Here is a 13,389-nt window from a genome sequence, read left to right on the forward strand (position 1 = left end):
GCCGAATGATGCCTTTTGCATTCAATGCGCCGTCAGACGACAAATCCGAACTGGAAGATGCCGGCGATTTCACGCCCCGCTTCGATGATCGCGGCCTGATCACCGCGATCGTCACCGACGTGCATGACGGCGAAATCCTGATGGTTGCGCACATGAACGCGCAGGCGCTGGCGCTGACGATCCAGACGGGCAAGGCACATTACTTCAGCCGGTCGCGCGGCAAGCTCTGGATGAAGGGCGAAACCTCCGGCAACATCCAAACGGTGAAGGAAATCCGTACCGACTGCGATCAGGATGCAATCTGGCTTAAAGTAGAGGTCGCCGGCCACGACGCGACGTGCCATACTGGCCGCCGTTCCTGCTTCTACCGCACGGTGACGCTCCAGGACGGGAAACCAATGCTCGATATCGTGGATGACGAGCGGCATTTCGACCCGAAAGACGTCTACGGAAAATAGCGCGCGTGTCAGTTACCTGCTCGCTATTGAGACAGATAGCGCTGCTGTATACGATTTGGAAAGGGAACGGGGACACTATAACAAACTGAAATATTTCTGCCTGGAGGAGGCATACCATGCTGAACTGGAGTTTGCATCGTCAGAGCTCTGAAGCAGGCAGTTCAGGTTCCGGTGTCTCGACAGTTCCAGATATGACCGCTCCTCCGACGTCCGCCCTTCCCCCTAAAAGAGCAAAGATTGCGCTGGCGCTTGGCGGCGGTGCGGCGCGCGGCTGGGCGCATATCGGCGTGCTGCGCGCAATGGACGAGGCCGGCATCGAAGTTGGCATGATCGCTGGAACCTCGATCGGCGCGCTGGTCGGCGGCTGCTATCTTGCCGGCAAGCTGGATGAGCTCGAGGCCTTCGCCCGTTCGCTGACGATGCGCCGCATTGCCAGCCTGCTAGATCTTACCATCGGCGGCAGCGGACTTTTCGGCGGCATGCGCCTGACGAAGCGCATGCAGGAGCATCTCGAAGGTCTGAACGTGGAAGACCTCGACCGTCCCTTTGTCGCCGTGGCTGCGGAGGTGAACACCGGCCACGAGGTCTGGATTTCCAGCGGCTCGCTGATTACGGCGCTGCGTGCATCCTATGCCCTGCCCGGCATCTTCGAGCCAGTTCGCAGCAACAGCCGCACGCTGGTCGACGGCGCGCTGGTCAATCCGGTGCCGGTTTCCGTTTGCCGCAGCTACGAACAGCAGCTCGTCGTGGCTGTCAATCTGAACTACGACCTCTTCGGCCGGTCCGCAGTCGTCAAGCACAATGCGACCTTGACGCTTCAGGAGATGCAGAAGCAGGAGGAGGCCCCCTATGCGCGCCTCGGAATGACCGGCGTGATGGTGCAAGCCTTCAACATCATCCAGGACAGAATTTCGCGCGCGCGCCTTGCCGGCGATCCGCCGGACATTTCGCTGCATCCGCGTCTCAGCGACGTCGGCCTGTCGGAATTCCACCGGGCTGGCGAAGCAATAGAGCGCGGATACGAGGAAGCCAGAGCGCGGCTTCCCGAACTCCGGCGGATGCAGGAAGCGTTCGCCACCCAGGCGTGATGGTGGGCCGAACGCCTCAGCCCGCGATATAGGCCTTGATTTCTTCTGCCTCGCGCTCGACTTCTGCGATGCGCGTCTTCACGACGTCGCCGATTGAGACGATGCCGACGAGCTTTCCATTTGTTTCAACCGGCAGATGGCGGAAGCGCCGGCTGGTCATCAGTTCCATCAATTCGTTGACGGTCGTGTCCTCGTGGCAACGGAAGACCCTGGATGTCATCAGCGAGACAACCGGCTGATCGAGGCAGTCCTTGCCGAACTTTGCAACGGCATTGACAAGATCGCGTTCGGTGAAGATCCCGGCAATACGGCCTTCCACGCCGACAATGACAACGGCACCGATCTTGCGGCTGCTGAGCACTTTCGCCGCTTCGCCGGCGGTCGTGTTCGCGCCGGCCGTGACGACGTTGCGGCCCTTCAGGTCGAGGATGGCTTTTACGGTGTTGGACATTCGAAACCTCCCATGTCTAAAGTGAAACACTTAACTGAACAGAGGCACCTGCGAAGGGCTGTTCGTCCCAACGCGGATCAGCCCGAATGGTGCACTCCAAAGCTCAAGATTGCAATATATCCGGCTCTTCCGAAACCTCAGGCTCCGCAGGAATATTCCGGTCGAAGAGCGAGAAAAGGAAGAATCCGAAAACGAAACCACCGATATGTGCGTCCCAGGCGATCGGCTGGTTCGGGTCGCCGATCAGTGGAATGCCGACGGCGATCAGCCCGTTGCCAATCAGCCAGAAGAGCGTGAATACCACCACCGTGCGGCTGCGAAAGGACTCGGCCACCGACAGGCGCGGATTGAGATGTGCCGGACGCGTCACCTTCCGCTCCGGTGGAAACGCAAAACGGCAGGCCGCTCCCATGAGCCCGGAAACGACACCGGAAGCGCCGATGAGCAATGTCGGATCGCCCCAGTTCAATCCGGCGTGAAGCGCTGCCGAGGCGACCGATGAGAGAATCCAGAAGATGACATAGCGCAAGCTTCCGATGCGGCGCACGACCGGCGCGCCGAAAGCCATCAGCCACAGCCCATTGAAGAGGATATGCTCCACGCTGCCGTGCAGCAGAGAATAGGTCACCGGCGACCAGAGCCATTGCAGCCCCTGCTCCGAGAACGGGATCACATAGCGTACCGGAATGAAGCCGAAAGTGATGAAAAGCCAGTCGACTGCGTTTGCGGAGAGGATGAACGACTGGACCGCATAGATCGCGCCGAGCAGACAGAGTGTCGCCAAAAGGATGCCGGGCAGATTGAAAACCGGCGTCCGGTTCTTTTCAATCGGGATCTCCTTAACCGTTTCCGGCTCCGTCCTGTGATCGTCCATATGCGTCCTCGCCGGATTGAGGTCTCAGCCTTACAGGAGCGAAGATCAAAAAAAAAGCCGCCCGGATAAACCGGACGGCTTGCCGAGCATGCCCCGAGAATGACCCCGCGCCCGATCAGTGAAGTGCTGAACTTCGTTTCCGAAGCGATACCCAACAGTTGCACGGCATGTCACCGGCCGCAATCGAAACCTTTCCTTAACCTTAACTGCCCGCAGTTGGCATGAAATCCGCTTGGTAAGCATCAGAAGAGCCGTTCGGGCTTGAACTTGAACCGAAATGAAACAGGTTGGTGTGCCGTGCGTCATCAGACGATCATCGATATTTACGATTACTGGAACCGCCTGCGCGGTGCCAGCGATGCACCGCTGAAATCGCAGATCGAACCGTCGAGCCTTGGCCACCTTCTGCCGAGCCTCTTCATCCTTGAGAAAAACGACGACCTGGGCGCCGTCACCTTCCGGCTTGCCGGCACCAGAATCTGCGATCTCTTCGGGCGGGATCTGCGTGACGAGAGCTTTGCCGAACTCTTCGGCGACGGCCATGCCGATGACATTGAGGCAACGCTTCTGGGTGCGATGCATCACGTCATCCCGACGCTGCTCAACGCGACCGGCTACAGCACGGCGGGGCATCAGGCCACCTTCGAGATCATCGTCATGCCGCTGCGCTGTGAAAACGGCTGCCGCGCGCGGCTGCTCGGCGCCATTGCGCCGTCCGCTGCGGCAAGCTGGCTGGAAATCGTGCCGCTCGATTTTCTGGCGCTCGACCGTAGCCGCCTGCTGCGCGATAAGCCCGGGCAGAACGGCGGTGGGAGCAACTGGCCATACACAGCTGTCGCCGAGCCTCCGCATGGCTTTAGTGTGGTCCTCGGCCGCATGATGTCTTCATTGTTTTCCGGGGTGGCACCGCGCTGACCGTCTCATTCCGGCACAGCCTTATCCTATGCTGCAAGGTGTAATCGCGCCCTTCAGGACAACCTTCTGTTAAGGGATTGCGGGTAATGATTGTCGTATAACATTTTATGAAGAAGCGCTTTCATGCACTCATTCCAGCAAGCCCAGACGCAACGGACAACAGTGCCGCGCCCTGAGCAGGGTGTCTTCCAGCGCGTGCCCATCAATATGCAGGGCCGCCTCATGCTTGCGAACTACGAGGAATACGAATGCACAGTGATCGACATGTCGCCCGGCGACATGTATGTCACCTGCGCCGGCCGGCCGCGCGCCAATGAGCGCGTCGTCGCCTGTATCGATCATCTCGGCCGTGTCGAAGGCAACGTTCTGACCGTCGACGTGCGTGGCTTCACGATGTCGATCAACGCAACCGAGCGCAAGCGGGAGAAGCTTGCCGCACAGCTCACCTGGCTTGCCAACAAGCATGAGCTCGGCCTGCCGGAAGACCGGCGTCATGATCGTCTGACCCCGCGTGAGACGAAGACAGAGCTAACGCTTGAGGATGGCACGCGCTACACCTGCCGCATCATGGACTTGTCGTTGTCGGGTGCTGCAGTTGACGTGGAGGTGCGCCCCGCTCTCGGCACGCCAGTCCGCCTCGGCAACATGCGCGGCCGCGTCGTGCGCCATTTCAGCGAGGGCGTCGCGCTAGAGTTCCTCTCGCTTCAGTCCCGCGAGACGTTGCGCGAATTCCTCTAAGCGGCTGCTCATTTCAACGTCATGGATATGACCGATGAAGGCCGCCCGAACAGGCGACCTTTCATGTCTTCGCTTTATCCTGAAATCGAGCCCTATGACACAGGATTCCTGGAGACCGGAGACGGCAACCGGATCTACTGGGAATGCTGCGGCAATCCCGTCGGCCAGCCTGCGCTCGTTCTCCACGGCGGTCCCGGCTCGGGATGTTCTGCAACCGCACGACGCTATTTCGACCCTTCAGTCTATCGCATCGTGCTCTTCGACCAGCGAAATTGCGGCCGCAGCCTGCCGAGTGCCGCCGAGTTCGATACGGACCTTGCGGCAAACACCACGTGGCATTTGGTTGACGACATAGAGCGGCTTCGGCTTCACGTCGATGTCGAGGCCTGGGTCATATTCGCGAACTCCTGGGGCTCGACGCTGGCGCTCGCCTATGCCGAGAGCCATCCCGATCGCGTGCGAGCCATGGCGATCGCTGGAGTGACGACCACCCGCCGTACCGAAATAGATTGGCTCTGCCACAGCATGGCACGCTTCTTTCCCGAGGAATGGGGGCGGCTGCGCGAGGCGATACCGCCCAACCTTCGCCATCTCGATATGCTTTCGGCCTTTCACCAGTTGCTGAATGCGCCTGATCAGGAAGTCCGCATAAAGGCGGCGCGCGATTGGCACGACTGGGAGGCGGCACCGATACTTCTCGCCGATCCGGATGGTTTGCCCCGCCGCTGGCGCGATCCGGACTATGTGCTGGCCCGAGCGCGGATCGTCACGCACTTTTTCTTCAACGGCGCATGGCTTGATGACGGTGTCCTGCTTCGCAACGCGGGACGGCTTTCAGGAATACCCGGCATATTGGTACAGGGCCGCTTCGACCTTGAAGCGCCGCTGACGACCGCCTGGGAACTGGCCGAAGCGTGGCCCGGCAGCCGCCTTGTCGTGGTTGAAAACGCCGCGCACTCGACGTCGAACACGGCAATCTCCTCCGCCATCATCGCCGCAACCGACGAATTTCGCGAAATTTCCCAAAAATAATTTTGAGGCATCGCTGCGAAAAACGAGCCGCAACCGCGGTTCGAAGCAACCCTATTCAGAATTTCCGCGTCTTCTCCATGCCGCGCGCGCTATCTCCGCACCGGGCAGCGCGCTGCAATATTTAGCCGAACTGGTCGCTGCCGTTAACTTTTTTACGGAACGGCAGCACCTGCGGCGCCCTCAAGGCTTGCGTCGAAACATAAAAGTTTATTCGAATTTACGTCGAAACTGCGACGAGTTTTACGCGTATTCGATTTTGTTTTTAATCAGGTTTTACGTGCTTTTGAATCAACTAAGATGTTAATTTTACTGCGTAATTTTGCGCTGGATAAAAACGTCCGTGTCATTGTCATCCTCACAAAACGGGGACGACAAAGACAATGTTCAATGCACTCAAAGGCACCTTTCTGGCCGGTATCCTGATGATGGCAATGACGGGCTCGGGCCAAGCGACGCCTGCCAATATGACGCTTGCAGGCAACACAAGTCCGCCGATCGGCCACTATGAATTTTGCAAGGCAAACTCGAGCGAATGCGCCTATGACGGTGGCGACGCCGGCCCCGCGATCCTAACCCAGGAGCGTTGGAAGGCGATTCTCAAGGTCAACTACGAGGTCAACTCGCAGATCCAGCCGATGACCGACAAGGAAATCTACGGCGTCGAGGAGCGCTGGGCCTACCCGCGCAGCGTCGGCGATTGCGAGGATTTCGTACTGCTGAAGCGCAAGATGCTGATAGACGCCGGCATCTCGCCATCCGATACGCTGATAACGGTTGTCATGCAGCCGAACGGCGAAGGCCATGCCGTGCTGACAGTCCGCACGGACCATGGCGACTTCATCCTCGACAACATGCGCAACAAGGTGATGCTTTGGGCGGATACCGAATACACCTTCCTGAAGCGCCAGTCCGCCGATGATCCGGCACGCTGGATGAAGCTGCAGGACGGCCGTGCCGTCGCGGTTGGTAGCGTTCGCTAAGTCAAATTGCCCCGCCGGAAATACCGGCGGGTCCACTCGGCCCGGTCAGTCCCCTACATCCCCGTCCCGACCGGCGCCCTGGAGCCGCTCCCGCTGTCCCGGGAGCGGCTCGCCCTTTTTGAGGGACGTTCGGCAATCGGGGTTAATCTTTCTTTAACTGCATCCGCCCGATGATACCGTGAGATTCATCCAGGTACCGGCGACTCCAGTCTCTTTCGCGGCGGTCAGACACTGAAGAACCGCCATGAGCCACCTCGCCCTCAGCACCGGCACATCCGAGGAGTCGCCCCTCTTCTCGAACGGCTTCATCCTCCGTCTGACCGCAGTTGTCGCAATGCTTGCAATTCTGATGCTGGGTATCAGCATCGGCGGTCGCTGGATCGGCCGGCACATTACGCTGGCGGGCAATACCGACAATACCGCCATCGTCACGATCACCATCGGCCGCGACACGCTCAATCTACCCGAAAACGTGATCCGCTTCCCGAGCCAGAGGCATAGCGGTGCCGCCGAACGCGCCGACGTCTATCTCACCTGGCCGGAATTGCAGGGCTACACGAAGGAACACCGCGAGCGATTCGACGACGTCTCGCAGTCCGCCAATCTCATCTTTCTGCAGATCACCCAGAGCACGATGTCGCGCGACATGTCCGGTCGCGTCGAGCTCATCTATACGCATGTGATGGAAGGCGCCGCCGTGCCCTATGGCAACGGACTGACGCTTCACAATCTGAAAGCCGAGGCAGGCTATGGCGGTGAGGTTCTGCTGACTGCACCGCGCGCCAATGAGGCCACATATGCCGTTCGCTGCATCCTGCCCTCCGCGGCGGTTAGCCCAACAAGCGGGGACTGCCAGCGCGACATCAAGGTCGGCAAAGACCTTAGCGTCCTCTACCGCTTCTCAAGCCGCCATTTGCAGGACTGGGACCATATTGATGCCGCTATTCGCGGATTTGTGGAGGCCCGTATTGTGACCCTTTCCGCAACACCCCGCTAAAATGCAGCTGCACGGCGAAGCAAACGATTAATCATAAACGGATTGGTAACCCTGCTCGGTTAGATTCAAAAGACAATGGCCGAGACAACGAGGACGTGTGTAGGCCGATATTTGAAATGCAAGCGAAGAGTGAAATAGTGTCAAGGTCAATATCCTTCGTATCATCGCCACGATCCGGCAATTTCCTGGTGAAGATGTTAGCGGCGATCGCGATCGCAACAACGGCTTTCCTCGTTGAGTCGGCCACAGCCGAAGCAGAAGCCGCAAATTCGAAATATGCGGGCATCGTCGTCGATGCGAAGTCCGGCAACGTTCTCTACAGCGAGAATGCCGATCGCCTGCAATACCCGGCGTCGCTGACGAAGATGATGACGCTCTATATGGTCTTCGAGGCGCTTGAGCAGGGTCGCATCCGTCTCGACACGCGTGTCCCCTTCTCGGCTTACGCTTCATCTCAGGCTCCGACCAAGCTCGGCGTCAAGGCCGGCAGTTCGATCAGCGTCGAACAGGGCATCCTTGGCCTTGTGACACTCTCCGCCAATGACGCGGCAACGGCCCTTGGCGAATTGCTTGCCGGCAGCGAAAGCCGGTTCGCGCAGACGATGACCGCCAAGGCGCATGCGCTCGGCATGACCCGTACTACCTATCGCAATGCCAACGGCCTGCCGAACACGGCACAGATGACCACGGCACGCGATCAGGCCCGCCTCGGTATCGCACTTCGCCAGCATTTTCCGCAGTATTACAGCTATTTCTCCACGCGCAGCTTCAAGTTCGGCAAACGCGTCATCCGCAGCCACAACCGCCTTGTCGGTTCGGTGCGCGGCGTCGATGGCATCAAGACCGGCTATACCCGGGCTGCCGGTTTCAATCTTGTGAGCTCAGTGCAGGCCGACGGCAAGTCGATCGTTGGTGTCGTCATGGGTGGCACCTCCACGCCTGCCCGCGATGGGCAGATGCGTAAGTTGATTGCGACCTATCTTCCGAAGGCTTCCACGCGCGGCGGTTCAAACCTGATTGCGCAGACGGCGCCCACGCCGGTTCCGTCACCTGTTGATTCTGCGGCTGAAATTCCTGTCGCGGCCGCCGATGTCGACCTGCCGCGCAAAGGCCCGACGCCGGATGCGCGCTATGAGGTAGCGTCCGCTGTCGTCGCCTATACTGACGCTCCTGCTGCGAAATCCGAAAACCCGCTCGTTGCCGAACAGAAGACCGAGATTCCGGCTCCGACCAAGGTGAAGACCAAGAGCTTCAAGCAAGCCTCCGTTGCTGCCCCCTCTCCGGCCCCTGCCTACATGCCGCCGGAAGAGCCCGCCGGCAATCCCGTCGATGCTCTCACGACCGCCTCGGTGGGTCCCGCCGCCGCTGCCGCGAAACCGGCTCCGGTTGCCGACCAGGGGCCCAGCGGCTGGGTCGTTCAGATCGGCGTGTCATCGAGCCGCGAAATGGCGATGGATCTGCTGGAGAATGCAAAGAGCAAGGGCGGCAAGGCTTTGAGCTCCGCAAAGCCCTTCGCAGTCGCCTATGCAAACGGCGGCGATCAGGTCTATCGCGCCCGCTTCGGCGGCTTCGACGACCAGCGCGAAGCCGTAAATGCCTGCAAGGCGCTCAAGCGCGCAGGCGTCAAGTGCTGGGCGGCAGCCCAATGAGAGATACGGTGCGGCCAGCATTCCTGCCGGCGCCGTTCACGGCCGGAATCGGTGTTTGCGGCGCCGGCTACAGTTCATAACCTCGATTTGTAATGCGTACGGGGATGATTATGGCGACCAATGGAAATGTAACGGGTTTTCCGCCCCGCAGTTCAGGCAAGCCGGCGCGGTTCGGCTTTCACCCGCTGCACGAGGCAGCGCTCCGGCTTGCTGAGATCGGCCTGCACCGGCCGAGAGCAAAATCGGCGAAGACCAAGGATCTCATCAATCTGCTCCTCTGCCACGGCGCGCGCGCCTGGCGCTACTCGCAGCCGGAAGCCAGCATCCACTTGCACGTCACCTGCCCGGACGGCAAATCGCCGGTGATGCTGCGGCTGCGCTGAGGCTACAGCAATCCAAGCTCCGACAGCTCGCGGCGCAAATCCGCGGGCATCTCGGCAACACCCTCTCCGAGCGTCGTGATATCCCGCGGCACGTCTTCTTCCGGATAATAGCGCCAGCCCTGGAAGGCGCGCTTCGGCTGCACGGCAGTTTCGATCACTTCCGGCCCAAGAACCAGGTGGCACCGGCCGATCCCTTCGCCGTCCGTGAAGGTCTGGATATCCAAGAGCTTCTGGCGCGCTTGCACCTGCCCCTTGATGACCCAATAGAGTGAGCCGCCGTCAAGCAGTTCGTCCACGCGTTTCGGAACCATGCGCGTTGTGTGAACGGAATGCGGCTCGAGGCCAGCCGCAATCGCCCGCAGCGAACGCTCCGCCACCCATTCGCGCAAATCGTCGATCGAGTCCGCGCCGACGCATAATTTGATGAGATGCAATGCCATGCCGTCGTTGAAATCCTTTTGACCGGCAGCGTCAAGCGACTAACGGTCGCAAGTCCACAGGCTCAGCATTCGACGACGTTGACAGCGAGACCCCCGGTCGAAGTTTCCTTGTATTTCTCGCTCATGTCGTAGCCCGTCTGGCGCATCGTCTCGATGCAGGCGTCGAGCGGCACGAAATGCTGGCCGTCGCCTTTGACGGCAAGCGAGGCGGCGGTAACGGCCTTGACGGCACCGAGCGCATTGCGTTCGATGCACGGCACCTGGACGAGACCGGCCACCGGGTCGCAGGTCATGCCGAGATGGTGCTCCAGCGCGATTTCCGCCGCATTCTCGATCTGGGCGGGCGTGCCGCCCATCACCGCCGCAAGTCCCGCAGCCGCCATCGCAGCCGCAGAACCGACCTCGCCCTGACAGCCCACTTCGGCGCCGGAAATCGAGGCGTTGTGCTTGATGATGCCGCCGACGGCAGCCGCAGTCAGGAGATAGTCGCGGATGCCGTTCTGATCCCAATCCTCGTGGAAATGCTCGTAATAGCGGATCGTTGCGGGAATAACCCCCGCTGCACCGTTCGTGGGCGCGGTCACCACGCGGCCGCCGGCCGCATTCTCCTCGTTGACGGCCATGGCATAGACACTCAGCCAGTCGTTGGCGAGCAGCGGATTGATGCGGTTGCTCCTCCACTCCTCCTGCAGCTTGTCATGGATCTTCCTCGCACGGCGCCGGACGTTCAAACCGCCCGGCATGACGCCGTCGACCTTGAGGCCGCGCTCGATACAGGAGCGCATGGCTTCCCAGATACGGTCAAGACCTTCGTCGAGCTCCTCACGGCTGCGCTGGCTCTCCTCATTGGCGCGCTTCATCTGCGCGATGCTGAGGCCGGAGCGCTCCGCCATTTCCAGCATCTGCTTGGCGGTGGCGAAGGGATAGGGAACCTTGGTCGCACCCGCGATGGCTTTCTTCTTGGCGCGCATCTGCTCGAGCTCGGTATCGGTGACAACGAAACCGCCGCCAACGGAATAGTAGACGCGTTTCAGAAGCAGGCGTTCGTCCCTGTCATAGGCGCAGAAGGACATGCCGTTTGCGTGGCCCGGCAAGGGCTGCTTCTTGTTGAAGACCAGATCGTTCTTCGACATGAAAAAATAGGTCGGGTGGCCGGGCGGCGTGATGCGGCCCGAGCGCTCCACCTGGTCGATGATGCCGTCCATCTTGTCTGGATCGACGCTGTCGGGCTTCTCGCCCATCAGGCCAAGAATGACCGCCCTGCCCGTCCCGTGGCCGATACCGGTATGCGCAAGCGAGCCATGCAGGCTGACCTTGATCGAGGCAACCTGCGCGCCAGAGGACGGACGTGGCCATTCGCTCGAAAGGATCAGGTCGAGGAAGCGGTTGGCAGCCGACATCGGCCCCATCGTATGCGAGCTCGAGGGGCCAATACCGATCTTGAAAACGTCGAATACCGAAAGGAACATGCCAGCTTCCTGTGAAAATCTTCCGCCAGACTATCCAAAAGGCTATTCCGGCACTCGCGACGAACCGACATCGCGTTTAATTGGCGCGACACTAAAACGAAGGGCGCGTCTTGCCAATCATTGCAGCATGCAATTGCATCTGTAGAGTGGCGGCGTCGAATGCAGGATTGTAACATTGATGCTGACGGTTGCGGATTATATCGCACTGGCTTTCTTCGCCATTCTGTGGCTCGGCTATTCCTGGCTGCTGCGCGGCAGGACATTCTTCGGCCGCACGAGCCTCACCCACGCCATGACCGAACGGCGGCGCGAATGGATCTACAATTCGCTGCGCCGCGACCTCAAGATGATCGACACGCAGATCATGGCCGGGCTCCAGAACGGCACGGCCTTCTTTGCATCGACCTCAATGTTCGCGATCGGCAGCTGCTTTGCACTGCTCGGCGCGACGGACAAGGTAAATGCCATCTTCGCCGATCTGCCTTATGTATTCAGCAGCGGCACCGCGAGCTTCGAACTCAAGGTCGGCGGGTTGACGGCGCTCTTTGCATACGCCTTCTTCAAGTTTGGCTGGTCTTATAGGCTCTTCAACTACTGCAGCATCCTCTTCGGCTCGATCCCAATGGTGCGCGACAGCGAGACCGATATCATCGCCGCCGAGCGCGCCGCCGAACGGGTCATCCGCATGAATGTGATTGCCGGCGGACATTTCAACGAAGGCCTTCGCGCGATCTTCCTGTCGATCGGCTATCTCGGATGGTTCGTGAACGCTTACGTTTTCATGGCGACGACGGCGATCATCGTCGTGGTGCTCACGCGCAGGCAGTTCTTCTCGGAGGCGCGGCTGGCGATCATGGATGCCAACCCGCCATCAATTCTCCACCTTTCTGCTATTCGCCGCGATATGCCGCCAGGTGGCGGAAGTGATTTGCCCGGGGGATTATGATGGCTATTTCGGCGAACGAAAACGGTGCGTCCTCCCGGCCGCCGCGCATCGGCCTGCTCGATACGGCGCGTGGCGCGGCCCTGATTGCCATGGCGACCTACCACTTCACCTGGGATATGGAGTTCATGGGCTATCTGGCGCGCGGCACAGCGGAGGCTGGGTGGCTGAAGATCTATGCCCGCGCGATCGCCTCGACATTCCTCTTACTCGCCGGTGTCAGCTTGGTGCTTTCCGGCACACCAAGCATCAGGCGCCAAGCCTATCTCCGGCGGCTTGGCATGATCGTTTCAGCCGCGGCTCTTATCACGGCCGCGACGGCAATGGCGATGCCACAGGGCGCGATATTTTTCGGTATTCTGCACAGTATCGCAGCGGCAAGCGTCATTGGCCTGCTCTTCCTGCGCATGCCCGGGATTATAACGATCGCCGCCGGCATTATGGCCGTCATCGCCCCGCTCTATCTGCGCTCTTCATTCTTCGATACGCCATGGCTTTGGTGGGTGGGCCTATCCCAAACGGTTCCGCGATCGAACGATTATGTGCCGGTTCTACCCTGGATTGGGCCTTTTCTCATCGGCATGGGCGTTTCGAGCATAGCGCTGAAACAGGGCTGGGCGGAATGGCTGGCAAAGTTTGGCACCGGCACCACTCTGCTCGCAAAAGCTGGCCGCCACAGCCTTGCCATCTACCTGATCCACCAACCGATCCTGATCTCGATCGCCTATGCGCTTTCGATCACCGTCCCGCCCGCAAAGCCGGATCCCGTGCAGACCTACTTGCAGCAATGCCAGTCCTCCTGCGTCGTCCAGGAAGGCGAAGCGCTTTGCCGCAGCTTCTGCCAGTGCACGCTCGAAAGATTGCAGGGTGAGAACCTGTTCACGCCACTCCAGTCTGGCGCAATCCAGGCGGATAAGGATGAAAGGGTACAGCGTATCGCATTGGAGTGCAGCACCGAAGCGCAATGAAGGC

The 13,389-nt window shown here is 60.1% G+C and carries 15 protein-coding genes; 11 read left to right on the plus strand and 4 right to left on the minus strand.

Going from position 1 to position 13,389, the window contains the following annotated elements:
* The first annotated feature begins 5 nt into the window (after nucleotides 1–5).
* Nucleotides 6–458: a phosphoribosyl-AMP cyclohydrolase gene (gene hisI / locus QA644_RS08945; protein ID WP_039844956.1), complete on the plus strand. Its 453-nt coding sequence runs from the start codon at nucleotides 6–8 to the stop codon at nucleotides 456–458.
* Between the two features lie 116 nt (nucleotides 459–574).
* A complete protein-coding gene (locus QA644_RS08950) occupies nucleotides 575–1,546 on the plus strand; it encodes a patatin-like phospholipase family protein (RefSeq protein WP_283072054.1) in 972 nt (323 codons plus the stop codon).
* A 16-nt stretch (nucleotides 1,547–1,562) separates the two neighbouring features.
* Here the strand turns inward: QA644_RS08950 and QA644_RS08955 are convergent, their stop codons facing one another.
* Entirely contained in the window at nucleotides 1,563–1,997 is a 435-nt protein-coding gene (locus QA644_RS08955) for a CBS domain-containing protein (protein WP_022715676.1), read from the minus strand.
* A gap of 103 nt (nucleotides 1,998–2,100) precedes the next feature.
* Complete coding sequence (locus QA644_RS08960) at nucleotides 2,101–2,871, minus strand: rhomboid family intramembrane serine protease (RefSeq protein WP_283072056.1); 771 nt, start codon at nucleotides 2,869–2,871, stop codon at nucleotides 2,101–2,103.
* Nucleotides 2,872–3,138: 267 nt separating this feature from the next.
* Between QA644_RS08960 and QA644_RS08965 the strand changes: the two genes are divergently transcribed.
* The 7 genes from QA644_RS08965 (at nucleotide 3,139) to QA644_RS08995 (ending at nucleotide 9,565) form a co-directional block, all read left to right on the plus strand.
* Complete coding sequence (locus QA644_RS08965; protein WP_283072353.1) at nucleotides 3,139–3,786, plus strand: PAS domain-containing protein; 648 nt, start codon at nucleotides 3,139–3,141, stop codon at nucleotides 3,784–3,786.
* Nucleotides 3,787–3,909: 123 nt separating this feature from the next.
* A complete protein-coding gene (locus QA644_RS08970) occupies nucleotides 3,910–4,524 on the plus strand; it encodes a PilZ domain-containing protein (RefSeq protein ID WP_283072057.1) in 615 nt (204 codons plus the stop codon).
* Between the two features lie 63 nt (nucleotides 4,525–4,587).
* On the plus strand, nucleotides 4,588–5,556 hold the full coding sequence (pip, locus tag QA644_RS08975; RefSeq protein ID WP_283072058.1) for a prolyl aminopeptidase: 969 nt from the start codon (nucleotides 4,588–4,590) through the stop codon (nucleotides 5,554–5,556).
* Between the two features lie 380 nt (nucleotides 5,557–5,936).
* A complete protein-coding gene (locus QA644_RS08980) occupies nucleotides 5,937–6,536 on the plus strand; it encodes a transglutaminase-like cysteine peptidase (RefSeq protein ID WP_283072060.1) in 600 nt (199 codons plus the stop codon).
* Nucleotides 6,537–6,780: 244 nt separating this feature from the next.
* Complete coding sequence (locus QA644_RS08985; protein WP_283072062.1) at nucleotides 6,781–7,533, plus strand: hypothetical protein; 753 nt, start codon at nucleotides 6,781–6,783, stop codon at nucleotides 7,531–7,533.
* Between the two features lie 116 nt (nucleotides 7,534–7,649).
* Nucleotides 7,650–9,182, plus strand: coding sequence for a D-alanyl-D-alanine carboxypeptidase (locus QA644_RS08990; protein ID WP_283072063.1), 1,533 nt, complete (start codon nucleotides 7,650–7,652; stop codon nucleotides 9,180–9,182).
* 110 nt (nucleotides 9,183–9,292) lie between these two features.
* On the plus strand, nucleotides 9,293–9,565 hold the full coding sequence (locus QA644_RS08995) for a hypothetical protein (protein ID WP_283072065.1): 273 nt from the start codon (nucleotides 9,293–9,295) through the stop codon (nucleotides 9,563–9,565).
* Nucleotides 9,566–9,567: 2 nt separating this feature from the next.
* Here QA644_RS08995 and QA644_RS09000 read toward each other — a convergent pair whose 3' ends face one another.
* Both QA644_RS09000 and QA644_RS09005 read right to left on the minus strand, forming a co-directional pair.
* Nucleotides 9,568–10,005, minus strand: a complete 438-nt coding sequence (locus QA644_RS09000) for a DUF1489 family protein (protein ID WP_074068223.1) — start codon at nucleotides 10,003–10,005, stop codon at nucleotides 9,568–9,570.
* A gap of 62 nt (nucleotides 10,006–10,067) precedes the next feature.
* Nucleotides 10,068–11,474: an L-serine ammonia-lyase gene (locus QA644_RS09005; RefSeq protein ID WP_283072066.1), complete on the minus strand. Its 1,407-nt coding sequence runs from the start codon at nucleotides 11,472–11,474 to the stop codon at nucleotides 10,068–10,070.
* Nucleotides 11,475–11,655: 181 nt separating this feature from the next.
* Between QA644_RS09005 and QA644_RS09010 the strand changes: the two genes are divergently transcribed.
* Together QA644_RS09010 and QA644_RS09015 are read left to right on the plus strand one after the other, a co-directional pair.
* Entirely contained in the window at nucleotides 11,656–12,420 is a 765-nt protein-coding gene (locus QA644_RS09010; RefSeq protein ID WP_074070273.1) for a DUF599 domain-containing protein, read from the plus strand.
* Entirely contained in the window at nucleotides 12,417–13,385 is a 969-nt protein-coding gene (locus tag QA644_RS09015) for a DUF1624 domain-containing protein (RefSeq protein WP_283072067.1), read from the plus strand. The genes QA644_RS09010 and QA644_RS09015 overlap by 4 nt, the downstream gene beginning before the upstream one ends.
* Nucleotides 13,386–13,389: the final 4 nt, after the last annotated feature.

The sequence above is a fragment of the Rhizobium sp. CC1099 genome, assembly GCF_029714385.1.
Taxonomy (GTDB): domain Bacteria; phylum Pseudomonadota; class Alphaproteobacteria; order Rhizobiales; family Rhizobiaceae; genus Rhizobium.